Genomic DNA, 25518 nt, shown 5'->3' with positions numbered 1-25518 from the left:
CGATAGAGGGGGGGATCAGGCGTGGGCGGCCAGGGCGCGAGCACGTTCCAGGTGGCCGATCACCGTGGGCAACTGGAACATGTTGCTGATCATGATGGCCCCCTCAGGCGTCTCCTCGACATCAGGGAAGCGGTTGAGGTGGATTACCGTCATGCCGGCGGCCAGGGCGCCCCTGACGCCCACCAGGGCATCGTCGATGACCACGCACTCCTCGGGGGCAAAGCCCATCCGGTTGGCAGCATGATGGAACAAGCAGGGGTCAGGCTTCCAGCAGTTGGCCGTGTAGGCGCTGAACAGGCGATTACCGAACACCTCGGCGAGCCCTGTGGCCACGAGTGAGGTGCGAATCTTGTTCTCCGGACCATTGGAAACCACCCCCATGGCATGGCCGGCGAGAGCGGCCAGGGCCTCGGTGGCGCCATCGATGGGGACGAGCTCGGTGGCCAGGCGCTGGTTGAGGTTGGCGCGCATGCGGCATTCGAGAGGATCGAGCTGCTCGGGGTCCACGCTGCCGTGGCGACGCTCCAGCTCGGCCACGATATGACGAAAGCGGGCCCCGCGGAACTCCCCCATGTAGTCGCTGGCCTGGAAGGGCAGGCCAGCATCAGTGAGGCTGGACGACATCTCGTCGGCGAGCAGTGGCTCGCTGTCGACCAGGGTGCCGTCGCAATCGAAGAGCAGGCAGAGGGGACGTGCCATCGCCGGGCCTCACGTTTAATCAAAATGTTATAAACTCATTGTTACAGAGATCGAGTCTTCCTGCCCAATATTAAAGCCCAGTTTCCCTATTTTTTGAACACTGTTCTTGAATGTCGAGAGGTCGGTCGCCGAGCGAGTCCGGCATGGGGTGGCGTTCGCTGTCACCGCAGGCTCATGCTTATACTGACGGCGCGCCCCGGCCAGGAGCAGGTCCATGAATTTCGAACGTGTCGTATTCGGTTTTTTCATCATCCTCACCCTTAGTCTCAATGTCGCGTTCGTCGCGGGTGGTCTCGAGACGGCCGCACATCACAATCTCTGGATTCTCACGTTCGCCATCATCGTCAACCTGGTCGCCATCGGCCTGAAATTGGGGGATCGCTCCCAGACCGGTGCGTTGCTGTTGGCGTCTGGACTGGTTGCCGGCCTCCTGCTGATCACGGCGCGCGTCGTCTGGATCGTCGCGGAACCCGCTGGCGGTGGCGGGCCGGGTCCTGCAGGAATGGCCGATATCGTCTCGATCGCAACGGGAGCGCTGGTCGCGAATATCATCGCGACAGTGATTCTGGTCGGCGATACGCTGCTTTCGCGGCGCTAGCAAGGTGCGCGGCTCGGTTCAGCATGGCAACCGCGATCCGCAACAGGCAGAGGGAGGGTTGAAGGCGTGACGCAGACCTCCGATCTCGACCGGGTGGCGATGATCGTCCTGCGCTACATGCGCCGGCCGCTGTTCGCCCTGCTGGCCGTCTATTCGATCGGCATCATCGGTATGGCCTTGATGCCAGGCCAGGTCGTCGATGGCGAGACGACCTACATGAATCTCTTCCATGCGTTCTATTTCTTCACTTACACGGCCACCACGACCGGTTTCGGTGAACTGCCGAACGGTTTCAGTGACGAGCAACGCCTGTGGACGGTCTTCTGCCTCTATACCGGTGTTTTCGCGTGGTTCTACGCGCTCGGGTCCCTGATCAGCCTGCTCCAGCACCCGCATTTCATCCAGGCCATGGACCGGTTCCGGTTCGCCCGCAAGGTCGAGGGCAACGTGGAACCTTTCATCATCCTCTGCGGTTTCGGCGATACCGGTAGTCTGCTTGCCCGTGGCCTGAGCGACCATCAAATGCGTGCGGTGATACTCGATTTCGACCCCGAGCGCATCAAGGCACTGGGTGTGCGCGATTACACGGTGTCAATGCCGGGGCTCCATGCGGATGCCAGCGCGCCGAAACACCTTCTCGCCGCGGGCGTGGGTCATGATGCCTGCCGCGCGGTCATCGCGCTGACGAACGACGACGACGTCAATCTGAAGATCGCGGTGATGGCACGGCATCTGAATCCCCGGCTCCGGGTCATCTGCCGTTCGACCTCGGCTCGCCACGAGGCGAGTCTGCGGGCGTTGGACAATGTAAGGGTCATCGACCCGTTCGAGATCTTCGCCCAACTCGTCTACTGGGCGATCGCACGCCCTGAACTGCACAACCTTAATGCGTGGTTGGTGGGCGCACATGGCGTCGAACTCGGGGTCCCGGTAACGGTGCCGCGGGGCGACTGGATTCTGAGCGGGTACGGACGCATGGGACATTGGATCGAACGCTGCCTCAAGGCCCATGGCGTCGGCTTACGGATTATCGATCCGGAAGTGGACCCCGAAATGGCCGAAGAAGGGGCGGTCATGGTCCGTGCTCACGCCGATCATTCGGCCTTGGTGACCGCGGGGATCGACGACGTGGCCGGGATCGTTGCCGCCACGAACCGTGATGCCGACAATCTCAGTACGCTGTTATCGGTTACCGAGCTCAATCCGGATGCGTTCCGCATCGTGCGCCAGAACAGTCACGAGAATCAGGTTGCGTTCGATGCCGCTCGGGCCGACCTGGTCCTCCAGCACAGCCTGACCACGGCGCGCCGCATCCTGAAACTGCTGATCTCGCCGCTCATCCAGGAACTGATCGAGTGGCTCGCGCAACGTGACCGGGCCCGGACGGAAGAGCTGGTGACTCGTCTGCAGACAGCCGTAGGCGAGGAACCCCCGCATCTGTGGTCGGTAAGGCTGGTTCCCGACGAAGCGCCGGCGGTGACCGAGTACCTTGGTGCCGGAGGGGAGGTGGTGCTGGGTGCGCTGTGCCGCGATGCGCGCTCGTTCCCGGAAGGGCTCCCATGCGAAGCGCTTGCCGTGCGCCGGGCAGGGCAGCCAATCATGTTGCCGGATGAGAATTTTCCGCTCGAAGTCGGCGACGAGCTCCTCTTCTGCAGCGTACATCGGGTGGAGCCGTTGCTGCAGGCGACACTCCATAATCCCTATACGCTTCGGTATGTCGTAACGGGAGTCGATGAGCCGCGCGGGTACGTGTTCGCATGGCTCGAAGAGAGGCTATGGCGTCGTCGCAGCACTCATGATTCGAAGGGTCATCGGCCCAGGCCATGAAAATATTCGGCGGATGCCGATGCACCCGCCGGGGTGGGTCAGACGAAGTCCGGCACCAGGGCGCGGGGAATCGCCAGGATCAGCTGGGGGTAGACGATCAGCAGCAGGATCACCGCAAGCATCACCGCCAGGTAGAGCAGGGTGGTGCCCAGCGCCTTGAGCAGCGGGATGCCGCCGATCTTGGCCGAGATCATCAGGCACAGCCCGTAGGGCGGCGTGATGAGCCCCAGGCCCAGCGCCATTACGCCGATCACCCCGAACTGCACCGGGTGGATGCCTGCCTGCATGGCCAGCGGCATGAAGATGGGTGCCATGATCGCCATGGCCGGCAGCGAATCCATGAAGGTGCCGATCACCAGCATCACGGCGGTCATGATCAGCAGTAACGTGATGGGGTCGGTGATGTTGACGCCGGCCATCAGCTTGGGGGGTATCTGGTAGAAGCTGATCAGGTAGCCGAAGATCGCCGCTCCCACCAGGCTGAACAGCGACAGCGAGCAGAGCCGAACGGTCGCCGTGGAGGAGTCCAGGACATCGCGGAAGGTCAGCTCGCGATAGACCAGAAAACCCAGGGCCAGGGCGTAGAGCACGGCGATCATTGCCGCCTCGGTGGGGGTAACGATGCCCAGCGTGATGCCGCCGATGATCACCACCGGAATGCCCGCGGCCATCAGGCCGTCCTTGCCCGAGCGCAGCACTTCCCTGAACGAGGCGCGCTTCCTGACAGGGACGTTGTAGCGGCGCACATAGCCCAGGTTGAGCGCCAGCTGAGCGACGCCGATCATGATCCCGGGCAGGATGCCGCCCAGAAAGAGGCCGGCGATGGAGGTGTTGGTCAGGGCGCCCCATACGATCATGTTGATCGAGGGCGGGATGATGATGCCCATCACCGACGAGGCGGCGGTGACCGCCACGGCGAAGTGCGTCGGGTAGCCTTCGCGCTTCATGGCGGGGATCAGCACCGTGCCGACGCCGGCGCTGTCGGCGGTGGAAGAACCCGAGACGCCGGCGAACAGCATGCTCACCATGACGTTGACATGGGCCAGGGCGCCCTTGAGGTGGCCGACCAGCAGCATGCACATCGTGATCAGGCGATCGGTGATGCGCGCGGCGTTCATCAGGTTGCCGGCCAGCAGGAAGAGCGGGACGGCCAGCAGCACGAAGGAGTCCATGCCGTTGTACATGCGCTGGAACATTACCCAGGTGGTCAGCCGCGGGTCGAGCAGGATCAGGCTGAAGGAGGTGAGGATCAGCGCCATGGCGATGGGCACCCCCACCACGATGAGCAGGGCGAGCAGGCCGAATAGCAGCCAGGGCAGCAGGAATATCCAGTCGGCGGGCATCATGGGCGTGGCCCTCCCCGTTCGGATTGTCCGCTACTCCCGGGGGGCGGCTCGAGCCCTTCCACGCTGTGGCCAGACGCGCTGACCTCCAGCGCCTCGATCTCGCTTGGAGTGTTGAGCGCCGCTTCCATGTCGTCCAGGCCGTGGAGCAGGGTATGCAGCAGGCGCTGTACACTGAACAGCAGGATGAACGCCCCGCTGACCATGAAGGCGGAGTAGACGTAGATCATTGATAGCCCCGAGGCGGTGGCGTTGCGGCGCAGCCCGGAGAGGGCGAACTCGTGGCCGTGGAAGACGAAGATGATGCCGATGGCCAGACAAGCCAGGTCGCGGATCACCCGGGTGGCGAGATCGGCCCATGAACCGCGAGGGAAGGCCTCGAGCACGAAGTGGTCGGCGTGGAGCACCCCCACTGCGGCACCCAGCATGACCATCCATTGGAAGGCGAAGCGGCTGAACTCCTCGGTCCAGTAGAGGCTCGGCATGAAGGCCAGGTTTCGGCTGATCACCTGGTAGATGACCAGCAGGACGAAGCCCAGCACCAGCGACAGCAGGATCCAGTGAAGCACACGCTCCAGGACCCGGTTGAGCTGTGCCAGGCCAGCGAGCAGTCGGGACATGACGATTACCTGTGGCAAGCGAGGCGCCCGCCCCGGCGGGCGGGCGCCGGGTGGGTTATTCCGCGTTGACGATCATCTGGTGGTACTCGGTCAGACCCATGTCGTCGATCACGCTCTCGAGCGGTCCCGCGACGGTCTCCATCATGGTCTCGCGGTCCATCTCGTGAAGGGTGGCGCCCTCTTCGACCAGCAGGTCGAGCGCCTCGGCGTCCTGTTCGAGCTGCACCTGACGAGCGTAGCTGGCAGACTCCGCGGCGGCCTCCATGACCTGTCCTTGCTGGGCCTCGTCGAGGCGGTCCCAGGTCGACTGGGAGAGTGTCAGCAGTCGTACCGTGATGTCGTGCTCGGAAAGGCCGATATGCGGCGCGACTTCATGGAAACGCATGCGGTGGATCCACTCCGCCTCATTGAGCAGGCCGTCGATGGCACCCAGTTGCAGGCCGGTATAGATCTCGCTCCACTCCATGACGGTGGGGTCGGCGCCCAGTGCCTCCCAGGCGGTGATCAGCGGCCGGGTGGGGTTGGTGCGGATCTTCAAGCCTTCGAGATCGTCGAGGCTTTCCAACGGCTCGGTGCTGACGACCTGACGCTTGCCGCCACCGTAGAAAGCCAGCACGCGCACGTCGGTCTCTGCCGTGATCTGATCGGCGATCGCGCGGCCCACCTCGCCGTCGAGCACCTGGCGCCAGTGGTCCTCATCGCGGTACAGGAAGGGGATCGAGAAGACGTTGGCGGTGGGCGAGAAATCGGTAATCAGGCCGGGATTGATGATCGACACGTCCAGGGCGCCGGCCATCTGCTGTTCGAACATTTCGGTCTCGTGGCCGAGCACCGAGTTGCCCAGAATCTCCACGCCGATCTCGCCGTCGCTGGCCTCGGCGAGCAGCTCCTTGAAGCGCTCGGCCCCCAGGTGGTAGGCGGTGTCTTCGGTGCCGCCGTGGCCGAAGCGCAGGTCCACGGCCTGGGCGGTGCCGGCAACCCCCAGGCTGGCAGCCAGCAGGGCGGTGCCGAGCAGGGCACGGGGGCTGTGGAGAATGGTTTTTGGATCGATCCATTGTTGAGTCATGATGACACCTTGTTGTTGTCGCCGCTCGAGGCGGCGGTAAGTGGCTGGCGTGGGGCAGGACGCTAGGCGTGCTCCCCGGCAGCAGGGTTGAGTTCTGTCGCGCCTGACGGGGGCCTGGTGGCCCCGCAGGAGTCGCGAACCTGCAGCCGGGGCGCCAGCACGACCTGCTCCCTTGCGCCCTCCGGAGTGGCGATGCGCCGCAGCGCCAGGCGCGCGGCCTCCTCGCCGATGGCATGGGGGTGAGTAGCGACACTGGTCAGCGCCGGGTCACCCAGGGTGGCCTCTTCGACGTCGTCGGTGCCGATCACCGCGCAGTCGACGCCTGGCACCCGTCCCAGGTGCTTCAGGCCGAGCATGGCGCCAAAGGCCACCAGATCGTTGTGGCAGACCACGGCACTGGGCGCCGGTGACTCGGCCATCAGCTGCTGGATCATGGCGACGCCATCTCGGCGGGTCACCGTGGAGCGCAGCAGGCGCTGGTAGGTGAGCCGATGGCGCTCCAGCGATTCCCGGTAACCCTGCCAGCGCTCGCGGGTCGCCGAGTGCTCGCTGTGGCCGCCGAGAAAAGCGATGCGCCGGTGGCCGAGGGCCACCAGGTGGTCCATGGCCTGGCAGACCCCCTGGTGGAAGTCGGCGCCGGCATAGTCGAAGGGTGGCTCGCCCACGTGGCGCAGCACCTGCACGCAGGGCATGCCCCAGCCGTCGAGGGTGTCGATCAGTGTCGGGTCGGTGCCCTCCGCGGGGCACAGCAGGATGCCGTCGACACGGTGTTCGCGCATGCGCTCCAGGAAGCGTTGCTGACGTGCCGGCGAGTCCTCGCTGTTGGCCAGGAAGGAGACGTAGCCCTCGCGGTTCAGGGCGGCGTCGATGCCGGCCACCATGGCGCCAAAGAAGGGGTTGGCGATGTCGTAGACCACTACCCCCAGGGTCGAGGTTCGGCTGCCGCGCAGGGCGGCTGCGCCGCGGTTGTAGACGTAGCCCAGGGCCTTGATCGAACGCTGCACCTTCAGCCGCGTGCGCTCGGCCACCAGCGGGCTCTCGCGCAGCACCAGAGACACCGTGGAGCGGGACACGCCTGCGTGGGCGGCGATGTCCTGCAGGGTCACGCTGGCGGTGTCGCGCTGGCCCTGGCGGGGCGAGGCATCCTGGCGCATGGCGTCTCCGATATGGCGTTTTTGGATTGGTCTAAAAACTAGCTGAGACAAGGGGCTTCGACCAATCGTCTTTAGTCTAAGACCGCCCCATCAAGCGTCGTGGCGCGTCGCCCAGGCATCCTCGTTGACCAGGCTGACGGGATGTTCCCCGGAGAGCGCCAGGATGAGGTTATCCACCGCTCGCTGGGCCATGGCGTCGCGGGTTTCATGGGTCGCCGAGCCAATGTGCGGCAGGGCTACCACGTTGGTCATGTGCGGTAGCGGTGACTCCACCGACAAGGGTTCCTGCTCGTAGACGTCGAGGCCGGCGGCGCGGATGTGCCCCATCTCCAGCGCCTTGATCAGTGCCGCCTCGTCCACCACTGGACCACGGGCGATGTTGACCAGGATGGCCGAGGGCTTCATTCGCGCAAGCTCATTGGCGCCGATCAGGTGGCGGGTGGCCTCGGAGAGGGGCACGGTGACGCACACGAAGTCGGACTCGTCGAGCAGCTCGCCGAGCTCGCGACGCTCGGCACCCAGCTCCGCTTCCAGGCTCGGCTTGGGCGAGGCCATGGCGTAGCGCACTCGCATGCCGAAGCCCAGGGCGCCCCGCCGGGCCACGGCGGCGCCGATGCGACCGAAGCCCACCAGGCCGAGGGTCTTGCCGTGTACGTCGCTGCCGAAGTGCTCAGGGCTGATGCTCTTCTGCCAGTCGCCGCGCCTGACGAGGTCGGCCAGCTCCACGACCCGGCGGGCAGTGGCCATGATCAGCGCGAAGCCGGTGTCGGCGGTGGTCTCGGTGAGGACGTCCGGAGTGTTGCAGAGCAGGATGCCGTGCCGGGTCAGTGCCTCCACCGGGTAGTTGTCATAGCCCACCGAGATGCTGGCGATGGCCTCCAGGTGGGGGGCCTCGTCCAGCAGCTTGGCGGGGATTGCCACGCTGGAGCCGATCAGGCCGTGGGCCTCGGGCAGCGCGGCGCGGAACTCGGGGTCGTCTGCCGAGGCGAGGCCGTGAAACTGCTGGACCTCGAACTCGCGGGACAGCTGGGCCAATTGGGCCTCGCTCAGGCGGCCGTAGGACAAGATGCGCTTTTTCATGTCGGACTCCTTATTGCGGGGTGGATGCCAGTCGTTCGAGGCGTTCGCGGTCGGGTAGGCCTTCCATGTCGCCGCGCACCTGCACTGCCAGGGCGCCGATCAGGTTGCCGCGCTGCAGTGCCTCACGGGGCGGGAGGCCGTCGAGCAGGGCGCTGATCACGCCCACCGCGAAGCCGTCGCCGGCGCCCACGGTGTCGACGACCTCGGCCACCGGTACGCCGGGGACGGTGAAATCGATCTGCTCGCCCCCCAGGCTACCCCGATAGTAGCTGCCCTGGGGGCCCAGCTTGATGATTACCGCCCGGGCGCCGCGCTCCAGATAGAAGTCGGCGATCGCCTCGGGGTTGTCGCGGCCGGTCAGCAGGCGGCCCTCGGCCAGGCCGGGCAGCACCCAGTCAGTGCGTGCCGCCAGGGCGTTGAGGGTATCGCGCATCTCGGCCTCGCTGTTCCACAGGCTGGGGCGCAGGTTGGGGTCGAAGGAGAGGCTGGCGCCAGCGTCCCGGGCTCGTACGAGCATGGTCTCGGCGAGCTCTCGGGAACTCGCCGAGAGCGCCGGGGGGATGCCGGTGGCATGCAGGTGGCGCAGCGCCGAGAAGTCGACGCCGTCGGCGTCGGTCGGCGCGAGGTGGCTGGCGGCACTGCCGCGGCGGACGTATTCCACGCGGGGATCGGCACCGTCCTGCGCAAGCTCCTTGAACACCAGGCCGGTGGGATGCTCGGGGTCGGTGCCCAGGTGGCGGCAGTCCAGTCCCTCGGCCTCCAGGGCGCGGCGAATGAAGGTGCCGAAGCTATCGTCGCCGACCCGGCTCAGCCAGCCTACATGGAAGCCCAGGCGGGCCAGGCCGATGGCCACATTGGTGTCGGCGCCGGCGATGCGGCGCTGGAAGTGCTCGACGCCAGCCAGCTCGCCGGGATCCTCGGCGACGAACATCGTCATGGCCTCGCCGAAGGCGAGGATCTCGGGAGGGGCGGAAGCTGGGTTCATGGCAGTCTCCTGTGTCGTGGTCGGGGTGTCAGAGGCGGCGCAGTCGCGCCAGTTCGTCGGCGGTCAGGGCCGCCAAATCCTGGCCCTGCAGGGGATATTCGATGGCGCGCGGGAGCTGGGCCGGCAGGTGGTCCAGCAACTCCCGCCAGGCAGAGAGCTCCTCGTCATCGGGCACGCTGGCCTTGAGGCGTCCTCCATGGCGCACGACTCCCTTGCAGTGTAGATAGCGCACGAAGGGGCCCAGGCGCCGCGCCGCGGCCAGTGGGTCACTGCCGGTCCAGTGCCAGTTGCCGATGTCGAAGGTCATGCCCAGCGGGCAGCCCGCCGCCGCGGCATCCTCCAGGCAGGCGGCCAGGGGCTCCTGGGTACCGCCTTCGAGGGTCTGGTCGTTCTCTACCAATAGCGGCGGTGCGGCCGTGAGGCGCTCGCGCAGCGCCACCCAGTCGGTTCGGTTCCCGACGGGGTAGTGACCCAGGGAGACCTTGATCGCTAGCGCGCCCAGGCCGGCGGCCTCGCCCAGGCGTTCGTCAAGGTCCTCCGCGAGCCGGCCGGCCTGCCAGAGCCCCTCGGGGGCGGAGTAGATGACCGCCAGGCCCTGCTCGGCGCAGGCCCGGCCCAGGCCGCTGAAGTCCGCGAAGCCTACCGGCAGCAGTTCGCGGCGGATCTCCACGCCGTCGGCCCCGGCCGCGGCGAGCCACGGTAGTACTGCGGCCTGGCCGAGCTCGGCGATGAGGTCCTGGCCATAGGCGGAGGTGGCGATAAGGGCGGCGGGAGCATCCGCCGCGCCGGACAATAACGATGGGAACGGTGCCATTTGGAAGCGGGAGGGAACGACCATGGGGACTCCTGAGGGGGGTGGATCAGCGGCGGGTCGAACCGCGCGAGATCAGGCTGGCCTGGAACTGCACCCGGCGTGATGGCGTCGTGCATTCACCGGCCTCGCGGCGACGCATCAGGCACTCCACCGCGGCGCGACCGATCGCCTCGGTGGGTTGGGCCAGGGTGGTGATGCCGGGGCCGACCAGCGCGCACCAGTCGAGTTCGTCGATGCCCAGTAGCCCGGTCTCGCCCAGGCGAGCGCCGAGTTCCTGCAGGGCCCGGGTGGCCGCCAGGGTGGCGTTGCCGTTGGCGCACAGCAGCGCCCGGGGTGCCGTGCCGGGGCCGGCCAGGAAGTCGCCGATGGCGCGGTGCAGGGCCTCGCGCTCGCCGAGGGGACGGCAATGGACTTCGCCGACCAGGTCGCGTGCCGCGATCCCCTGGAGGAAGCGCATCAGGCGTGCCTGGCGGGGGCTGGCCTGCTCCGGGGGCTCGCTCAGGTAGAGCAGTTCGCCATACCCCCTGGTCTGGAGATGGTCCAGGGCCAGGTCGAGGGCCCGGGCGTTGTCGAGGCCCACCACTTCGGCCTCCACCTCGCCCAGTTCACGCTCGAGCAGCACCAGGGGCGTGCCCTGGTCGACCAGCGCCTGCAGCTCGCGGTCCGGACTGCCGACGGCGTTGATCACCAGGCCCTCGACCCGGTAGGAGGCGAGCAGGGCGAGGTGCTCGCGCTCCTGGGCCGGGTCATTGTCGGTGTTGCAGACCATCAGTGACAGGCCACGCTCGCGGCAGGCCTGTTCGACACCGTGCATCACCGCCACCGAGAAGGGGTTGCGGATGTCCGCCACCAGCATCCCGATCAGCCGCGAACGCCCTCCCTTGAGGCCGCTGGCCATCCGATTGGGGCGGTAGCCCAGGCGACGGGCGGCCTCGGCGACGCGGCCCTGAAGATCGGGGGAGAGCCGCTCGCGTTCGCCACTGAAGTAGCGGGAGACGCTGGTCTTGGAAGCGCCGGCCTGTCGGGCGACCTCGATGATGGTGGTGCGCTGGTGTGGGGGGCGGGGCATGATAGCGCCGTTGTCATGGGATCGTTCCCATCCTAATTGCGATCGGTCCATCGGGCAAACTCCGACGCCTCCGGGGCAGGGTACTCGCAATAGCCCTAGTCTCAGGGCGCCAGCACCAGAGCGAAAACCCCGACCAGATAGCAAGCGATGATGCCGACGCTCTCGAAGCCAATATGAGCTGGCCCCTGGCGCTGTCGGTGGAGCATGCCGACCAGCAGGATGCCTGTCATCAGCAGCGACAGGGCGACCCACAGCGCGACCGTATCGGGTATGGCGTGATAGATAGAGCCGCCTCGATAGGCGATATCCGAGGCCGCGACGAACAGGGTGTCGAAGGCGTTGCCGCCGATGATGCCGGCCACGGCGAGGGTCAGGGCGCCGCGCCGCACCGCTGCCACCGAGGTGACCAGCTCCGGCAGCGACGTCACCACCGCCGTCATCAGTGCCCCCACCACCGACTGCCCCAGGACGGTCTGCTCGGCGATCACTGCAGCACAGCGCTCCAGCAGCCATCCGCTTACACCGAGCATGGCCGCCAGGGCCACGAAGGAGAGCCAAAGCCGTGCTGCCGAGCTCCCCATGGCCCGGTCGTCGGGCACGTCGGGCTGGGTTTCCCGGGTCTGGGCGGGGTGCCACATGGGGTTGTCGCGGCTGCGATCCACGAGGCGCAAGCCGAACAGGTAGACGATCAGCAGCAGCGGCGTCACGGGGTGCACCTGCCAAAGGGTCCACTCCGGGGCGAAGCGTCCCACCAGCACCAGCGACAACAGGCACAGCAGCAGGCCGGCCTGCATCAGGTTGCCCAGGGAGGCGGCGGCGTGCTCCAGGTTGGCGCGCCGGTGGAGGAGGTCGGCGACAGTCAGGAACAGCGTCTGCACGGCGATGCCGCCCAGGGCGTTGCTCATGGCCAGGGTCGGGCGATCGGCGAACGCCGCCGAGACCGACACCACCATGCCTGACAGCGAGGTGGACATGCCCAGCAGCACCGCGCCGGCGATCGCTTCCCCCAGCCCGGTACGGTCGGCGAGGTCATCGACGATACCGGTCAGGCGGGTCCCCGTAACGGCGATCACGAGAGTGCAGCCACCGAACAGCAGCAAGGCCATGCCGAGGGACAGTTCGCCCAGCAACGGGATCATGAGGTCTTCTTCTCTTCTCTGGCGTTGATGTCCCTTGTCTCCGGGCGTGCCAAGATCGGTGTGCGGTCCATGGGGAATCCTGGAGGCTGGCAGTATCGCGACCAGCGTAGCCCGTTATGCCCCGCCTTGGCAGGGATGGCGGTGGACCCGACGACGAGTGGCCTTCCCGGGTTGTCAGTCCACGATTCGATGGAGGTATGAAGATGATGCCAGACGTGTTTCTCGCCAAGCGCGGGGGCTACCGACCTGCTGGCGAGGGTGGACCGAGTCTCGGGGGGCGTCGCCGCATCGCTGGGTGGTGTCTCTGTCTGTGGTCGATGCTCCTCGCCGGTCAGCTCATGGCCGCCGAGTCGGAAGGTGAGGCCGCGGCCTGGCAGGCGCTGTTAGATGGTGGGCATGTGGCGCTGATGCGTCATGCCCTGGCGCCCGGCATCGGTGATCCCTCGGGCTTTCGTCTCGAGGCGTGCGAGACCCAGCGCAACCTCTCCGCGGATGGGCGTGAGCAGGCACGACGGATCGGTGAACGCTTCCGTGAGCGGGGCATCGAGGTGGCGGGGGTGCGTTCCAGCCGCTGGTGCCGCTGCCTGGAGACCGCCCGGTTGCTTGGGCTCGGCGAGGTGGTACCGACCCCGTCGCTGGACTCCTTCTTTCGCGATCGCGGCCTGGCCGATGACCGCACCCGGGCCGTTCGCGCCCTGATTCGCGGCTGGGATCGAGAGGGCGCAATGGTGCTGGTCACCCATCAGGTCAATATCACTGCTCTGGTGGGCGGTGGCGTCGGGTCCGGTGAGATCGTCGTGGTCAGGCCGAGTGCCGAGGGCCTTGACGTGGTCGGCCGGATCCGCTGAGGGAGGCATGCGCCGGACACGAGAGAGGCGGCCCGCGGCCGCCCCTGGGGCTCAACGCGTCGTGATCACTTGACCCGGGGATCGAGCTCGCCGCGCTCGTAGCGCAGGAACATCTCTTCCAGGTTGATGGGCGTGATCTTGCTTGCGTTGCCGGCGGTACCGAAGGCCTCGTAACGCGCCTTGCAGATTTCCTTCATGGCCGCCGTGGAGGCCTTGAGGAACTTGCGCGGATCGAACTCGGCGGGGTTCTCGGCCAGGAAGCGGCGCACCGCGCCGGTGGAGGCCAGGCGCAGGTCGGTGTCGACGTTGACCTTGCGCACGCCGTGGCGGATGCCCTCGACGATCTCCTCCACGGGCACGCCGTAGGTCTCGGGGATGGCGCCACCGAACTCGTTGATCACCGCCAGCCACTCCTGGGGCACCGAAGAGGAGCCGTGCATCACCAGGTGGGTCTCCGGGATGCGGGCATGGATCTCCTTGATGCGCTGGATAGAGAGGGTGTCGCCGGTGGGTGGCTTGGTGAACTTGTAGGCGCCGTGGCTGGTACCGATGGCAATGGCCAGAGCGTCCACGCCGGTGGCCTTGACGAAATCGGCGGCCTCTTCCGGGTCAGTGAGCAGCTGGTCGTGGCCCAGCTTGCCCTCGGCGCCGATGCCGTCCTCCTCACCGGCCATGCCGGTCTCCAGGCTGCCCAGGCAGCCCAGCTCGCCCTCCACCGAGACGCCACAGGCATGGGCCATCTCCACGGTGCGGCGAGTAACGTCGACGTTGTAGTCGTAGTCCATCGGGGTCTTGCCATCCTCGCCCAGCGAGCCATCCATCATCACCGAGGAGAAGCCGAGCTGGATGGAACGCTGGCAGACGGCGGGGCTGGTGCCGTGGTCCTGGTGCATGACCACGGGGATGTGCGGGAACTCTTCCACGGCGGCCAGGATCAGGTGGCGCAGGAAGGGCGCGCCGGCATACTTGCGGGCTCCGGCGGACGCCTGAACGATTACCGGCGAGTCGGTCTCGTCGGCGGCCTCCATGATGGCGCGCATCTGCTCGAGGTTGTTGACGTTGAAGGCCGGCACGCCGTAGCCATGCTCGGCGGCGTGGTCCAGCAGCTGGCGCATGCTGATCAGAGCCATGGATTCACCTGTTCTGTATGGGACGTCATGACGGCGCAGCCGTGGCGGCCACGCCGGATAGTGGATATGAGGATGCGGGTGCCTCAGCGAGCGGCGGCGTCTTCCAGGGCTTTCACCGCCGGCAGGGTCTTGCCTTCCACGTATTCCAGGAAGGCGCCGCCACCGGTGGAGATGTAGGAGACGCGCTCCTCGATGGCGTACTTGTCGATGGCGGCCAGGGTGTCGCCACCGCCGGCGATGGAGAAGCCGTTGCTCTCGGCGATGGCCAGCGACAATGCCTCGGTGCCCTTGCCGAACTGGTCGATCTCGAACACGCCCACCGGGCCGTTCCACAGGATGGTGCCGGCATTCTTGAGCAGGCCCCCCAGGCGACCGGCGGTTTCCGGGCCGATATCGAGGATCATCTCGTCGTCCGTTACTTGGTCTACCGGCTTGACCACGGCTTCGGCGGACTCGGAGAACTCGGTGGCCACCACCACATCAGAGGGCAGCGGAATCTCGACCCTGTCCATCAGCGCCTTGGCCTGATCGACGAGGTCGGCCTCATGCAGCGACTTGCCCACGTTATAACCGGCTGCGGCGATGAAGGTATTGGCGATGCCGCCGCCGACGATCAGCTGGTCGCACTTCTCGGAGAGGGCATTGAGCACCTCGAGCTTGGTGGAGACCTTGGAGCCGCCGACGATGGCGACCATGGGACGTGCCGGGGTGGCGAGGGCCTTCTCCAGGGCGTCGAGCTCGGCGGCCAGCAGTGGGCCGGCACAGGCGGTGGGGGCGCAGCGCGCCACGCCGTGGGTGGAGGCCTGGGCGCGGTGGGCGGTGCCGAAGGCATCCATCACGAAGACGTCGCAGAGGGCAGCGTACTGCTGGGACAGCGCCTCGTCGTCCTTCTTCTCGCCGCGATTGAAGCGCACGTTCTCGAGCAGCACGACCTCGCCGTCGGCGAGGTCGACGGCGCCATCGAGGTAGTCGCGGACCAGGCGGACCGGGCGACCCAGAAGCTCGCCGAGGTGTTCAGCCACCGGCGCCAGGGAGAACTCCTCGGCCGGTTCACCTTCGGTAGGACGGCCCAGGTGGCTCATCAACATCACCCGGGCGCCGGCTTCCAGAGCAGACTGGATGGTCGGCAGGCTGGCCCGCAGGCGAGCGTCACTGGTTACCTGGCCGTGCTTGACGGGCACGTTCAGGTCCTCACGGATCAGCACTCGCTGGCCGCTGAGGTCGAGGTCGGTCATCTTGTGCACGTTCATGGAAGCAGGTTCCTCGTCTGGGAAAGCGGAAGGCGGCGTTATCTTTCGGGGGTGTCGAGCGGTGCCGGGGGCAGGGCGGCCAGGTGCCGGGCGACATCGAGCATTCGGTTGGCGAAGCCCCACTCGTTGTCGAACCAGCACAGCAGTTTGACCAGGCGGCCACCGGCCACCCGGGTCTGGGTGGCATCCACGATACCCGAGCGTGGATCGTGGTTGAAGTCGATCGAGGCCACCGGCTCTTCGGTATAGCCTAGAAGTCCTGAGAGTCGGCCGCGGCTGGCCTCGCGCAGCAGCGCATTGACGTCTTCAGCCGAGGTGTCGTGGCGCACGCAGATCGACAGGTCCATGGTCGAGACGTTGATGGTCGGTACCCTCACGTGCAGGCACTCGAAGCGCCCGGCCAGATGGGGCATCAGGCGGTTGATGCCGCGTGCCAGCCCGGTGTCCACCGGCACGATGGAGTGCATTGCCGAGCGGGTCAGGCGCAGGTCGGTCTGATGGTAGGCGTCGATCACCGGCTGGTCGTTCATTGCCGAATGAATGGTGGTGGTCACGCCGTGCTCGATCTGAAGCGCCTCGTCGAGCACGGTAAGCACCGGCACCAGGCAGTTGGTGGTGCAGGACGCAGCGGAGACGATGCGGTGGTGGGCGGCCAGGGTATGGTCGTTGACGCCGCTGACGATGGTGGCGTCCACGTCGCTCTCCGCGGGTTGGGAGAACAGCAGCCGACCGGCGCCGGAGGCGAGATGACGCCCGGCGGTGGCGCGATCGCGAAAGCTGCCGGAGCACTCCAGCACCAGGTCGATGCCGAGCTCGGCCCAGGGCAGCTTCGTGGGGTCGGGTTCGCAGAGTACCCGGATGTCCCGGCCGTTGACGATCAGCTGATCGCCGGCTATCTCCACGCTGCCGGGAAAGCGGCCATGAGTGGTGTCGTAGCGGGTCAGGTAGGCGATGGTGGCGAGGTCCGAGAGCTCGTTGATCGCCACGATCTCCAGGGGCGGCTCACCGGCCGCGAGCTGGCGTGACGCCTCTGCCTCGACGAGCGCGCGCAGCACGCACTGGCCGATGCGGCCGTAACCGTTGATGGCGATGCGAAGGGCCATGGGGGTAACAGAGACTCCGAGCTCAAGAAGCGCAAGGCGGCAATTCTAGCGCATCTGTGCCCCGAGCGTCTGCTCTACGCCCCTACCAGTCGCCAGGCGAGCGGCAGCAGCAGGGCGCTGACGATGCCGGTCAGGCTCATGCCCAGCGAGGCGAAGGCGCCGGCGACGGGGCCAATCTCGAAGGCGTGTACCGTGCCCAGGGCGTGGCCGTTGAGACCCAGCGCGAAGCCGATGATGCGTTCGTCATGGATGCCCAGCAGGCGTGCACCCAGGCCGACGAAGCCGATCGCCGCCACACCGGTGATCAGCAGTCCGCCCATCATCAGGGAAACCGAACCGCCGATCTGCTCGGTGATGCCGATGGCGATGGGAGCCGTGACCGACTTGGCGGCCAGCGAGGCGAGTGTCTCCGGCGGGGCGCCGAGCAGCCAGGCGATGCCCACTGCATAGGCGGCGGCGAGTAGTGCTGCCAGCGGCAGACAGGCCAGCAGTGGCCGCCACAGCGCTCGGATCTGCGGCATCTGCTCGTGCAGTGGCAACCCCAGCGCCACCGTGGCGGGGCCCAGCAGTAGCATCAGCCAGGCCGCTCCCCGGCGATAGTCCGCGTAATCGATGGAGAGCAGGGCCAGTACGCCGGCCAGCAGCAGCGAGGCCACCAGGACCGGAGGACACCAGGCGGGAGTGCCAACGGCCTTGAGCAGCCGAATACCGGCGACATTGGCCGCCAGGGTCAGGGCGATGGCCAGGATAGGGGTGGCCAGCAGGTGGTCGAGCAGCTCATTCATGGCCGGGATCCGCGGGGTCGGGGTGCGCCTCTCCCATCAGCCGGCGCATCAGCCACAGGGTGGTCAGCACGCTGAGCAGGGTGCCGCCGACCAGCGCCGCGAGGATCGCCGCCCACTGGCCGGCGAGTTCGTCGATGAGGAAGAAGACACCCACTACGCCCGGCATGATCAGCATTGCCAGCATGGCGATCAACGGCTGTGCGGCGCTGGCGATGTCGCCGAAGCCGCCGCCGTGGAGCAGCAGCCAGGCCGTCAGCAGCAGCATGCCGACCACCCCGGCGGAAACGGGCAGACCGGTGAGCGTGACCAGGATCTCGCCGATCAGCAGGAAGCCCAGCAGCCAGAGAAAGCCGCGCAATGCCGGCATGGAAAGTCCTTATTGGAAGCATTTTCGTGAGCAGAGTGGCGGGGCACGCAGACCCCTTGAAAAACGTCGAAGCGCTCCTATTGTGCAGATTGCCGGGGCGATGTCAGCCGCGCGTTGCGATCTCCCGGCCATCTCATAAGGTCAATCAGCGTAGGAGGTGTTCGTGATGTTCGGAGATCTCAGGCGTTTCGATACCGGCCGGACCCAGGGTCGGGACTGGTTCCGGCAACTGATGGACGAGATGCTGCCCGAGGCCGGTGCTGCGGATATCCGCTCGGTGCCCCACGGCAGCTTCCCGATGATCAATGTGGGGCGCACCGACGATGCGGTGCGGGTCTATGTGTTCGCCGCCGGCCTGTCGGCCGAGGACCTGGAAGTCAGCCTCCAGGATAACGTGCTCACCGTGTCGGGCAGACGTGAGGTCGCGGCTGCGCCCGAGGCAGCGCGTACCGACTTCCGTCGCGAGCGCTTCCATGGCGAATTCAGCCGCACGCTGGCGCTGCCGGATGGCCTGGATGTCGAGCGGGCCGAGGCACGCTTCCGCGACGGGGTGTGCGAGGTGGTGCTGCCCAAGCGTGAGGAGCTCAAGCCGCGGCGCATCGAGATCCAGGCGGCATGAGACAGGTCGTGTGTTCGAGTACTTCCGAGGAGGTGAGTGACATGAACGATGTAACCCGACACGATGCTCTCCAGGCGCCGGACGACCGCGAGCGGGAGATGGAGACCCTGCTACCGCCGGTGGATATCTTCGAGGACGGTAGCGCGTTGCATCTTATTGCCGACATGCCCGGCGTCACCCGCGAATCGCTGCACATCGAGGTGGACAACAACGTGCTGAGCCTGGAAGGCGAGTTACGACTCGATATGCCCGATGGGCTGGCCGCGATCTATGCTGAGGTTCGTGCCCAGCGCTATGCGCGGCGCTTTACCCTCAGCCACGAGATCGATGCCGAGGCCATTCAGGCGCGCATCGACAAGGGCGTGGTAGAGCTGGTGCTGCCCCGCAAGGAGACCCACCGCCGGCGGCGCATCGAAGTCAAGGCGGCCTGAGCGGACGCTGACCCACAGGCGCCTGCCCGGTGCGGGTAGGCGCCTGCATTGCATGTGCCCCGTCCTCTCGGTACGGTTTTTCCCTATGCTGGGTTCAGTGCGTTGATCGGTACCAAGGAGAGGAGCGACATGAGCGATATCACCAAACTGCTGGGCAGCGAGGCCGACACCCTGCTGGGTCACGTCTGCCGAGGCGTACCCGTCGACACGATCCATCCGCCCGGCGCGGATTTCGTCGACCGGGTGATGGCCCAGAGTGACCGCCGCCCGAACGTGCTGCGCAACATGCAGGCGCTGTTCGACCACGGTCGCCTGGCCGGCACCGGCTACCTCAGCATCCTGCCGGTGGACCAGGGCATCGAGCACTCGGCGGGGGCGTCGTTTGCGCCGAACCCCCGCTACTTTGACCCGGCCAACATCGTCGAGCTGGCCATCGAGGGGGGCTGCAATGCCGTGGCCTCCACTCTCGGGGGGCTGGCTGCCGTGGCGCGCCGCTATGCTCACCGGATCCCCATGATTCTCAAGCTCAACCATAACGAGACGTTGAGTTACCCTGCGATCTATGACCAGACGCTGTTTGCCCAGGTCGAGCAGGCCTTCGAGATGGGCTGCGCGGCGGTGGGGGCGACCATCTACTTCGGCTCCCACGAGAGTCGTCGCCAGATCATGGAGATCAGCGAGGCCTTCGAGCGCGCCCATGAGCTGGGCATGGTCACGGTACTCTGGGCCTATCTGCGCAACCCGGACTTCAAGCAGGACGGCACCGACTACCATGTGGCCGCCGACCTGACCGGCCAGGCCAACCATCTGGCAGCCACGCTCAAGGCCGACATCGTCAAGCAGAAACTGCCCGAGACCAATGGCGGCTATCGTGACATCGGCTTCGGCCACACCCATGCCAGGGTCTACGACGAGCTGACCTCGGATAACCCCATCGACCTGGCACGCTACCAGGTAGCTAACTGCTACCTGGGGCGCGCCGGGCTGATCAACTCGGGCGGCGGCTCCAAGGGTGCTTCCGACCTCGCCGAGGCGGTACGCACGGCGGTGATCAACAAGCGTGCCGGTGGCATGGGGCTGATCTCGGGGCGCAAGGCGTTCCAGAAGCCCACGGCCGAAGGTGTCGAGCTGCTCAACGCCATTCAGGACGTCTACCTCTCGCCGGAGGTGACCCTCGCCTGAACGGATCATGGTTGGCAACGCAAGCGGGGCCCGCATTTGCGGGGCCCGCTTGCGTTGGACGAGGGTTTGCCTTGTGAACCTAGCTCAGCAGGGCCGAAGCCTCGGCGACCACCTTGTCCACGGTAAAGCCGAAGTGCTTGAACAGGTCGCCGGCCGGGGCGGACTCACCGAAGGTGGTCATGCCGACGATGGCACCGTTCAGCCCGACGTACTTGTACCAGAAGTCGCGATGGCCGGCCTCGATGGCGAGCCGTTTGGTCACCGCGCGTGGCAGTACGCTCTCGCGGTACTCGGCGTCCTGGCGGTCGAAGAGGTCGGTGGAGGGCATGGAGACCACGCGCACCGTGCGCCCCTGCTCCTCGAGCTGCACGGCGGCATCCATGGCCAGGCCGACCTCGGAGCCGGTGGCGATCAGGATCAGCTCCGGCGTACCCTTGCTCTCCTTGGCGGCACTCTCTTTCAGTACATAGCCACCGCGATGGATATCGGCCAGCTGCTGCTGGCTGCGCGCCTGGTGCGGCAGGCTCTGGCGGGAGAAGACCAGGGCAGTGGGGCCGGAACGGCGCTTGATGGCGGCATCCCAGGCGGCGGCGGTCTCCACGCTGTCGCAGGGGCGCCAGGTGGCCAGGTTCGGCGTGGAGCGCAGGGTGGTCAGCTGCTCGATGGGCTGGTGCGTGGGTCCGTCCTCGCCCAGGCCGATGGAGTCGTGGGTGAAGACGTAGATGGCCTGCTGGCCCATCAGCGATGCCATGCGCACGCTGTTGCGCATGTACTCCATGAAGATCAGGAAGGTGGCGCCGTAGGGCACGAAGCCGCCGTGCAGTCCGATACCGTTCATAATGGCGCCCATGCCGAACTCGCGCACGCCGTAATGCAGGTAGTTGCCCTCCGGCGTGGCGGGGCTGATCGCCTGGGCGCCCTTCCAGAAGGTGAGGTTGGAGGGGGCCAGGTCGGCACTGCCGCCGAGCAGCTCGGGCATCTGCGGACCCAGCTCGTCGAGGCAGGCCAGCGATGCCTTGCGGCTGGCGACGCTGTCGCCCTTGGCCTGGGCGGCCTCGATCATCGCTTCGCTGGTGATGCTGGTCGGCAGGTTGCCCTTGAGTCGACGCTGGAGTTCCTGGGCCAGTTCCGGGTAGGCCTCGGCATAGCGCGCCAGGCGCTCCTGCCAGGCATCCTGGCGAGCCTGACCGGCCTCGGTGGCGTCCCAGCCCTGGTAGATCTCCTCGGGCACGTTAAAGGGGGCATGCGGCCAGTCGAGCCGCTTGCGGGCGGCGGCGACTTCCTCCTCGCCGAGCGCGGCGCCATGGCACTCCTCCTTGCCCTGCTTGTTGGGCGCGCCGAAGCCGATGATGGTCTTGCAGATGATCAGGCTCGGACGGTCGTCGTGGCTGCGGGCCAGCTCGATGGCGGCCTTGATCTCCTCCGGCTTGTGACCGTCGACGTTGGGCACCACGTGCCAGCCGTAGGCCTCGAAGCGCTTGGCGGTGTCGTCGGTGAACCAGCCCTCGACCTCACCGTCGATGGAGATGCCGTTGTCATCGTAGAAGGTGATCAGCTTGCCGAGCTGCTGGGTGCCGGCCAGCGAGGCGACTTCGTGAGAGATGCCTTCCATCAGGCAGCCGTCGCCGACGAAGCACCAGGTGTGATGGTCGACGACGGTATGACCGGGGCGGTTGAACTGGGCCGCCAGGGTGCGCTCGGCCAGGGCCATGCCCACGGCGTTGGCCAGCCCCTGGCCTAGCGGGCCGGTAGTGGTCTCGATGCCCGGTGCGTAGCCGAACTCGGGGTGGCCGGCAGTCTTCGAATGTAGCTGGCGGAAGTTCTGCAGCTCCTCGAGACTGAGCTCGTAGCCGGTCAAGTGCAGCAGCGAATAGAGCAGCATGGAGCCGTGGCCGTTGGAGAGCACGAAGCGGTCACGATCGGGCCAGTGCGGATCGGCCGGGTTGTGGACGAGGTAGTCGTTCCACAGCACCTCGGCGATGTCGGCCATGCCCATGGGCGCACCGGGATGGCCGGAGTTGGCCTTCTGGACGGCGTCCATGGACAGGGCGCGTATAGCGTTGGCCAGTTCGAAACGTGACGGCATGGTGTGCTCCTCGCCTGCGGCAGAATGGTGGCAACGACACGGACGGGCCAGGGGGACGTGGCCGGACGTGACTTCTGGCTGGGTGACGCCGCGGGACGGGCGGCGTGGTCGAATCAGGGCCGCTATTGTCGCCGACTTGCGGCCCTGCATCAAATCGTGGATGCCCGGGGGGGCCGCAGCGTGTAGACTTCGCGACTGCCTATTGCTGATAGAGAGAGGGCCGAGGACGCCATGAGCGAATACTCCCTGTTCACCTCCGAGTCCGTGTCCGAAGGGCATCCGGACAAGATCGCCGACCAGATCTCCGATGCGGTGCTCGACGCCATCATCGCCCGTGACAAGCACGCCCGGGTGGCTTGCGAGACCCTGGTCAAGACCGGCGTGGCCATCGTTGCCGGCGAGATCACCACCTCGGCCTGGGTCGACCTCGAGGCGCTGGTGCGCGAGGTGATCACCGGCATCGGCTACGTCTCCTCTGACGTCGGCTTCGACGGCGAGACCTGCGGTGTGCTCAACCTGATCGGCAAGCAGAGCGTGGATATCGCCCAGGGCGTCGATCGCAGCAAGCCCGAAGATCAGGGCGCCGGTGATCAGGGCCTGATGTTCGGCTACGCCACCAACGAGACCGACTCCTACATGCCGGCGCCGATCCATTACGCCCATCGGCTGGTGGAGCGTCAGGCCGAACTGCGCAAGCACGGCCTGCTGCCCTGGCTGCGTCCCGACGCCAAGAGCCAGATCACCTTCCGTTATGATGAACACGGCAAGCCGTGCGCTGTGGATGCCATCGTCCTCTCCACCCAGCATGACCCGGAGATCGATCAGGAGGAGCTGCGCAGGATGGTGCGCAGCGAGATCATCGAGCAGGTAATCCCCGCCGAGTGGCTGACCGCGACCACCAAGTACCATATCAACCCCACCGGCAAGTTCGTGATCGGCGGCCCCGTGGGTGACTGCGGCCTGACCGGGCGCAAGATCATCGTCGACACCTACGGCGGCACGGCCCGTCATGGTGGGGGGGCCTTTTCCGGCAAGGACCCCTCCAAGGTCGATCGCAGCGCGGCTTATGCCGGCCGCTACGTGGCCAAGAACCTGGTCGCTGCCGGTCTCGCCGACAAGTGCGAGATCCAGGTCTCCTACGCCATCGGCGTGGCCGAGCCGACGTCGGTTTCCATCAACACCTTCGGTACCGGTCGGGTGAACGACGCGCGAATCATCGAACTGGTGCGCGAGCACTTCGATCTGCGGCCCAATGCCATCACCCGCATGCTTGACCTGCTGCATCCCATGTATCAGCTGACCGCGGCCTATGGTCACTTCGGTCGTGAGCCCTTCGAAACCTCCTATACCTGGACCGACACCCGGGGCGAGGAACATACCGAAACCTTCACGGCCTTCCCCTGGGAGAGGACCGACCGCGCCCACGCGCTTCGCCAGGCCGCCGGCTTGTAGGAAATCGCCTACAGGCAATGACAGGCCCCGCTGGCAGCGCCATGCGGGGCCTGCTGCTATGGTCAGGGGAGTCCCTGGGTGGGAGCTGCCCTGATGTCCCGCTATCTGGCCAGTTGGCTGCTGGCCGCCTCCATCGCACTGACCCCCTCCCTTGCCGTGGCTTGTCCCGACTGGTCCGGCGAACGTGCCGAGCGCGAGATCACCGCCCTGGCCGAGCGACTGGCTGGCTGGGACGATGCCTATTACCGTCGGGGCGAGTCGCGGGTCTCCGATGACGTCTATGACCAGGCCCGTGAGCGCCTCTTCGCCTGGCAGCGTTGCTTTCCCGCGGCGCTTGCGGGCGGCACGCCCGAGGACGCTCGTCCGGCCGGCCCGGTTCGCCATCCCGTGGTTCAGACCGGGCTCGCCAAGCTTGCCGACCAGGCCGCAGTGCGCCGCTGGCTGGTGCGCCGTGACGATGTCTGGGTGCAGCCCAAGGTGGACGGCGTAGCGGTGACTCTGGTCTATGAGCAGGGGCGCCTGACGAGAGCGATCAGCCGCGGGGACGGTCATCATGGCCAGGACTGGACAGCAGCCGCACGCCGCATACCGTCGGTCCCCGCGCGGCTGCCGGAGGCGATTGATGCCATCCTGCAGGGTGAGCTCCATCGGCGACTGACGGATCATGTCCAGGCCGAGGCGGGCACGGCCGGGGCACGCAGCGAGGTGGCCGGGCTGATGGCTCGCGATGTGCTGGAAGACGACGCAGCAGGCCGCATCGGTCTCTTCGTGTGGGACTGGCCGGGTGGCCCGGCGACGATGCGCGACCGACTCGAGGCGCTTGGACGCCTGGGGTTCGGCGAGACCGTCGCCTTGACACAACCGGTAGAGCGCCTGGAGGAGGTGGCGCGGTGGCGGGAGCGCTGGTACCGCGGCCCGCTGCCCTTTGCCACCGATGGCGTGGTGCTGCGCCAGGGTAATCGCCCGCCCTTACAGGCGTGGCGGGCCGAGCCGCCGACATGGGCGGCGGCCTGGAAGCATCCGCCCAGGGAAGCGCTCACCGAGGTGCGTGGCGTCGAGTTCCGCATCGGCCGTACCGGACGCATTACCCCGCTGCTGCACCTGCACCCCGTGGAACTGGAAGGCCGGACGATCCGCCGGGTGGGCCTGGGGTCGCTGGCCCGCTGGCACGAGTTCGATATCCGCCCCGGTGACCAGATAGTGATCGCCCTGGCCGGCCTGACGATTCCCCGGCTGGAAGGGGTGGCCTGGCGAGCCGTCGAGCGCCCGGCAATCGCTCCGCCCGATGCGGCGGACTACCACGCCCTGAGCTGCCTCCGACTGCGACCGGGCTGTGAGGCGCAGTTTCTCGAGCGTCTCGTCTGGCTGGGTGGGCCGAACGGGCTCGACCTGCCCGGCGTGGGGCCTGGCACCTGGCAGGCCCTGGTCGAGGCGGGACTGGTCACTGGCCTGCTCGACTGGCTGGCCCTGGACGAACGGGCGTTGCGCCGCGCCCACGGCATCGGCGAAATTCGAGCCGGCGACCTGGTGGCCGCTTTCGAGACGGCGCGAGCGGCAGCGTTTCCCCGCTGGCTTCAGGCGCTGGGTGTGCCGCCAGGTGTCGAGGCCACCCTGCCGGCGGACTGGGCGACCCTGAGCCAATATGACCACCGCGACTGGGCGGCGCTGCCTGGGGTGGGACCCGTTCGCGCCGCGGCACAGGTCGACTTCTTCGGGGATCCTTTTGTGCAGGCGCTGGCGCGGCAACTGGGTGAAGCCGGCATCGATGGCTTCTAGGAGCCTGTCGGACTTAACGCTGATCTACTGCGAAAGCCGGTCTTTCGGCCAACTTCATTCGATCTGATTCGTTAAATAGCGGGCTATTCGCCTCA

The 25518-nt window shown here is 66.8% G+C and carries 24 protein-coding genes; 8 read left to right on the top strand and 16 right to left on the bottom strand.

Annotated features, from left to right (window positions below; genetic code table 11):
- Nucleotides 1-15: 15 nt before the first annotated feature.
- Entirely contained in the window at nt 16-699 is a 684-nt protein-coding gene (locus tag HALO32_RS04030) for an HAD family hydrolase (protein ID WP_151442502.1), read from the bottom strand.
- Between the two features lie 214 nt (nt 700-913).
- Here HALO32_RS04030 and HALO32_RS04025 point away from each other — a divergent pair, with 214 nt between their 5' ends.
- Both HALO32_RS04025 and HALO32_RS04020 read left to right on the top strand, forming a co-directional pair.
- Nucleotides 914-1297, top strand: a complete 384-nt coding sequence (locus tag HALO32_RS04025; RefSeq protein ID WP_151442501.1) for a DUF6394 family protein — start codon at nt 914-916, stop codon at nt 1295-1297.
- Between the two features lie 66 nt (nt 1298-1363).
- Complete coding sequence (locus tag HALO32_RS04020) at nt 1364-3124, top strand: potassium channel family protein (protein WP_151442500.1); 1761 nt, start codon at nt 1364-1366, stop codon at nt 3122-3124.
- A 38-nt stretch (nt 3125-3162) separates the two neighbouring features.
- On the opposite strand, the gene HALO32_RS04015 is transcribed toward HALO32_RS04020, so the two are convergent.
- From HALO32_RS04015 to HALO32_RS03975, 9 genes are all read right to left on the bottom strand, one after another.
- A complete protein-coding gene (locus HALO32_RS04015) occupies nt 3163-4470 on the bottom strand; it encodes a TRAP transporter large permease (RefSeq protein ID WP_151442499.1) in 1308 nt (435 codons plus the stop codon).
- Entirely contained in the window at nt 4467-5087 is a 621-nt protein-coding gene (locus HALO32_RS04010) for a TRAP transporter small permease (protein ID WP_151442498.1), read from the bottom strand. Before HALO32_RS04010 ends, HALO32_RS04015 begins: the two co-directional genes overlap by 4 nt.
- Before the next feature lie 55 nt (nt 5088-5142).
- The gene (locus HALO32_RS04005) at nt 5143-6153 is read right to left on the bottom strand and encodes a TRAP transporter substrate-binding protein (protein WP_151442497.1); all 1011 of its coding nucleotides are present in this window, start codon (nt 6151-6153) and stop codon (nt 5143-5145) included.
- A gap of 62 nt (nt 6154-6215) precedes the next feature.
- Entirely contained in the window at nt 6216-7307 is a 1092-nt protein-coding gene (locus tag HALO32_RS04000; RefSeq protein ID WP_151442496.1) for a LacI family DNA-binding transcriptional regulator, read from the bottom strand.
- A 90-nt stretch (nt 7308-7397) separates the two neighbouring features.
- The gene (locus HALO32_RS03995; protein WP_151442495.1) at nt 7398-8387 is read right to left on the bottom strand and encodes a 2-hydroxyacid dehydrogenase; all 990 of its coding nucleotides are present in this window, start codon (nt 8385-8387) and stop codon (nt 7398-7400) included.
- A gap of 10 nt (nt 8388-8397) precedes the next feature.
- Nucleotides 8398-9372 carry a sugar kinase gene (locus HALO32_RS03990; RefSeq protein ID WP_151442494.1) on the bottom strand — a complete coding sequence of 325 codons (975 nt, stop codon included), beginning with the start codon at nt 9370-9372 and terminating at the stop codon, nt 8398-8400.
- A gap of 28 nt (nt 9373-9400) precedes the next feature.
- Entirely contained in the window at nt 9401-10210 is an 810-nt protein-coding gene (locus HALO32_RS03985) for a sugar phosphate isomerase/epimerase family protein (protein WP_225809732.1), read from the bottom strand.
- 22 nt (nt 10211-10232) lie between these two features.
- Complete coding sequence (locus HALO32_RS03980) at nt 10233-11255, bottom strand: LacI family DNA-binding transcriptional regulator (protein ID WP_151442493.1); 1023 nt, start codon at nt 11253-11255, stop codon at nt 10233-10235.
- A gap of 101 nt (nt 11256-11356) precedes the next feature.
- Nucleotides 11357-12394, bottom strand: coding sequence for a sodium:calcium antiporter (locus HALO32_RS03975; protein ID WP_151442492.1), 1038 nt, complete (start codon nt 12392-12394; stop codon nt 11357-11359).
- A gap of 203 nt (nt 12395-12597) precedes the next feature.
- Between HALO32_RS03975 and HALO32_RS03970 the strand changes: the two genes are divergently transcribed.
- Nucleotides 12598-13242 (top strand): histidine phosphatase family protein, encoded by a 645-nt coding sequence (locus HALO32_RS03970; protein ID WP_225809731.1) that lies wholly within the window; start codon nt 12598-12600, stop codon nt 13240-13242.
- A gap of 65 nt (nt 13243-13307) precedes the next feature.
- Here HALO32_RS03970 and fba read toward each other — a convergent pair whose 3' ends face one another.
- From fba to HALO32_RS03945, 5 genes are all read right to left on the bottom strand, one after another.
- On the bottom strand, nt 13308-14372 hold the full coding sequence (gene fba, locus HALO32_RS03965; protein WP_151442491.1) for a class II fructose-bisphosphate aldolase: 1065 nt from the start codon (nt 14370-14372) through the stop codon (nt 13308-13310).
- Nucleotides 14373-14455: 83 nt separating this feature from the next.
- On the bottom strand, nt 14456-15622 hold the full coding sequence (locus tag HALO32_RS03960; RefSeq protein WP_151442490.1) for a phosphoglycerate kinase: 1167 nt from the start codon (nt 15620-15622) through the stop codon (nt 14456-14458).
- A 38-nt stretch (nt 15623-15660) separates the two neighbouring features.
- Nucleotides 15661-16725, bottom strand: coding sequence for a type I glyceraldehyde-3-phosphate dehydrogenase (locus HALO32_RS03955; protein ID WP_151442489.1), 1065 nt, complete (start codon nt 16723-16725; stop codon nt 15661-15663).
- A gap of 74 nt (nt 16726-16799) precedes the next feature.
- Entirely contained in the window at nt 16800-17510 is a 711-nt protein-coding gene (locus HALO32_RS03950) for an LrgB family protein (RefSeq protein ID WP_151442488.1), read from the bottom strand.
- Entirely contained in the window at nt 17503-17877 is a 375-nt protein-coding gene (locus tag HALO32_RS03945) for a CidA/LrgA family protein (RefSeq protein WP_151442487.1), read from the bottom strand. The genes HALO32_RS03950 and HALO32_RS03945 overlap by 8 nt, the downstream gene beginning before the upstream one ends.
- Nucleotides 17878-18043: 166 nt before the next feature.
- Between HALO32_RS03945 and HALO32_RS03940 the strand changes: the two genes are divergently transcribed.
- The 3 genes from HALO32_RS03940 (at nt 18044) to HALO32_RS03930 (ending at nt 20109) form a co-directional block, all read left to right on the top strand.
- Complete coding sequence (locus HALO32_RS03940) at nt 18044-18496, top strand: Hsp20/alpha crystallin family protein (protein ID WP_151442535.1); 453 nt, start codon at nt 18044-18046, stop codon at nt 18494-18496.
- A gap of 41 nt (nt 18497-18537) precedes the next feature.
- Nucleotides 18538-18927, top strand: a complete 390-nt coding sequence (locus HALO32_RS03935; RefSeq protein WP_151442486.1) for an Hsp20/alpha crystallin family protein — start codon at nt 18538-18540, stop codon at nt 18925-18927.
- Between the two features lie 129 nt (nt 18928-19056).
- A complete protein-coding gene (locus HALO32_RS03930; protein ID WP_151442485.1) occupies nt 19057-20109 on the top strand; it encodes a class I fructose-bisphosphate aldolase in 1053 nt (350 codons plus the stop codon).
- 79 nt (nt 20110-20188) lie between these two features.
- Here the strand turns inward: HALO32_RS03930 and tkt are convergent, their stop codons facing one another.
- Entirely contained in the window at nt 20189-22195 is a 2007-nt protein-coding gene (gene tkt / locus HALO32_RS03925) for a transketolase (protein ID WP_151442484.1), read from the bottom strand.
- A gap of 231 nt (nt 22196-22426) precedes the next feature.
- Between tkt and metK the strand changes: the two genes are divergently transcribed.
- Together metK and ligB are read left to right on the top strand one after the other, a co-directional pair.
- Nucleotides 22427-23647 (top strand): methionine adenosyltransferase, encoded by a 1221-nt coding sequence (gene metK, locus HALO32_RS03920; RefSeq protein WP_151442483.1) that lies wholly within the window; start codon nt 22427-22429, stop codon nt 23645-23647.
- Nucleotides 23648-23740: 93 nt separating this feature from the next.
- Nucleotides 23741-25423, top strand: a complete 1683-nt coding sequence (gene ligB, locus HALO32_RS03915) for an NAD-dependent DNA ligase LigB (RefSeq protein WP_151442482.1) — start codon at nt 23741-23743, stop codon at nt 25421-25423.
- Nucleotides 25424-25518: the final 95 nt, after the last annotated feature.

This window comes from Halomonas lysinitropha (assembly GCF_902500215.1).
In the GTDB taxonomy this organism is placed as follows: domain Bacteria; phylum Pseudomonadota; class Gammaproteobacteria; order Pseudomonadales; family Halomonadaceae; genus Halomonas; species Halomonas lysinitropha.
The sequence above is the reverse complement of the archived record's forward strand: the minus strand, read 5'-3'. Positions and strand labels throughout refer to the sequence as shown.

What these genes read in the sequence shown, in the direction of transcription:
- HALO32_RS03950 (WP_151442488.1), bottom strand. Translation starts at nt 17,510, where the DNA reads ATGAATGAGCTGCTCGACCACCTGCTGGCCACCCCTATCCTGGCCATC.
- HALO32_RS03980 (WP_151442493.1), bottom strand. Translation starts at nt 11,255, where the DNA reads ATGCCCCGCCCCCCACACCAGCGCACCACCATCATCGAGGTCGCCCGA.
- tkt (WP_151442484.1), bottom strand. Translation starts at nt 22,195, where the DNA reads ATGCCGTCACGTTTCGAACTGGCCAACGCTATACGCGCCCTGTCCATG.
- HALO32_RS03995 (WP_151442495.1), bottom strand. Translation starts at nt 8,387, where the DNA reads ATGAAAAAGCGCATCTTGTCCTACGGCCGCCTGAGCGAGGCCCAATTG.
- HALO32_RS03935 (WP_151442486.1), top strand. Translation starts at nt 18,538, where the DNA reads ATGAACGATGTAACCCGACACGATGCTCTCCAGGCGCCGGACGACCGC.
- metK (WP_151442483.1), top strand. Translation starts at nt 22,427, where the DNA reads ATGAGCGAATACTCCCTGTTCACCTCCGAGTCCGTGTCCGAAGGGCAT.
- HALO32_RS03990 (WP_151442494.1), bottom strand. Translation starts at nt 9,372, where the DNA reads ATGAACCCAGCTTCCGCCCCTCCCGAGATCCTCGCCTTCGGCGAGGCC.
- HALO32_RS03970 (WP_225809731.1), top strand. Translation starts at nt 12,598, where the DNA reads ATGATGCCAGACGTGTTTCTCGCCAAGCGCGGGGGCTACCGACCTGCT.
- HALO32_RS04005 (WP_151442497.1), bottom strand. Translation starts at nt 6,153, where the DNA reads ATGACTCAACAATGGATCGATCCAAAAACCATTCTCCACAGCCCCCGT.
- HALO32_RS03985 (WP_225809732.1), bottom strand. Translation starts at nt 10,210, where the DNA reads ATGGTCGTTCCCTCCCGCTTCCAAATGGCACCGTTCCCATCGTTATTG.
- HALO32_RS04025 (WP_151442501.1), top strand. Translation starts at nt 914, where the DNA reads ATGAATTTCGAACGTGTCGTATTCGGTTTTTTCATCATCCTCACCCTT.
- HALO32_RS03930 (WP_151442485.1), top strand. Translation starts at nt 19,057, where the DNA reads ATGAGCGATATCACCAAACTGCTGGGCAGCGAGGCCGACACCCTGCTG.
- HALO32_RS04015 (WP_151442499.1), bottom strand. Translation starts at nt 4,470, where the DNA reads ATGATGCCCGCCGACTGGATATTCCTGCTGCCCTGGCTGCTATTCGGC.
- HALO32_RS03945 (WP_151442487.1), bottom strand. Translation starts at nt 17,877, where the DNA reads ATGCCGGCATTGCGCGGCTTTCTCTGGCTGCTGGGCTTCCTGCTGATC.
- HALO32_RS04030 (WP_151442502.1), bottom strand. Translation starts at nt 699, where the DNA reads ATGGCACGTCCCCTCTGCCTGCTCTTCGATTGCGACGGCACCCTGGTC.
- HALO32_RS03940 (WP_151442535.1), top strand. Translation starts at nt 18,044, where the DNA reads ATGTTCGGAGATCTCAGGCGTTTCGATACCGGCCGGACCCAGGGTCGG.
- HALO32_RS04010 (WP_151442498.1), bottom strand. Translation starts at nt 5,087, where the DNA reads ATGTCCCGACTGCTCGCTGGCCTGGCACAGCTCAACCGGGTCCTGGAG.
- fba (WP_151442491.1), bottom strand. Translation starts at nt 14,372, where the DNA reads ATGGCTCTGATCAGCATGCGCCAGCTGCTGGACCACGCCGCCGAGCAT.
- HALO32_RS04000 (WP_151442496.1), bottom strand. Translation starts at nt 7,307, where the DNA reads ATGCGCCAGGATGCCTCGCCCCGCCAGGGCCAGCGCGACACCGCCAGC.
- HALO32_RS03960 (WP_151442490.1), bottom strand. Translation starts at nt 15,622, where the DNA reads ATGAACGTGCACAAGATGACCGACCTCGACCTCAGCGGCCAGCGAGTG.
- HALO32_RS03975 (WP_151442492.1), bottom strand. Translation starts at nt 12,394, where the DNA reads ATGATCCCGTTGCTGGGCGAACTGTCCCTCGGCATGGCCTTGCTGCTG.
- ligB (WP_151442482.1), top strand. Translation starts at nt 23,741, where the DNA reads ATGTCCCGCTATCTGGCCAGTTGGCTGCTGGCCGCCTCCATCGCACTG.
- HALO32_RS03955 (WP_151442489.1), bottom strand. Translation starts at nt 16,725, where the DNA reads ATGGCCCTTCGCATCGCCATCAACGGTTACGGCCGCATCGGCCAGTGC.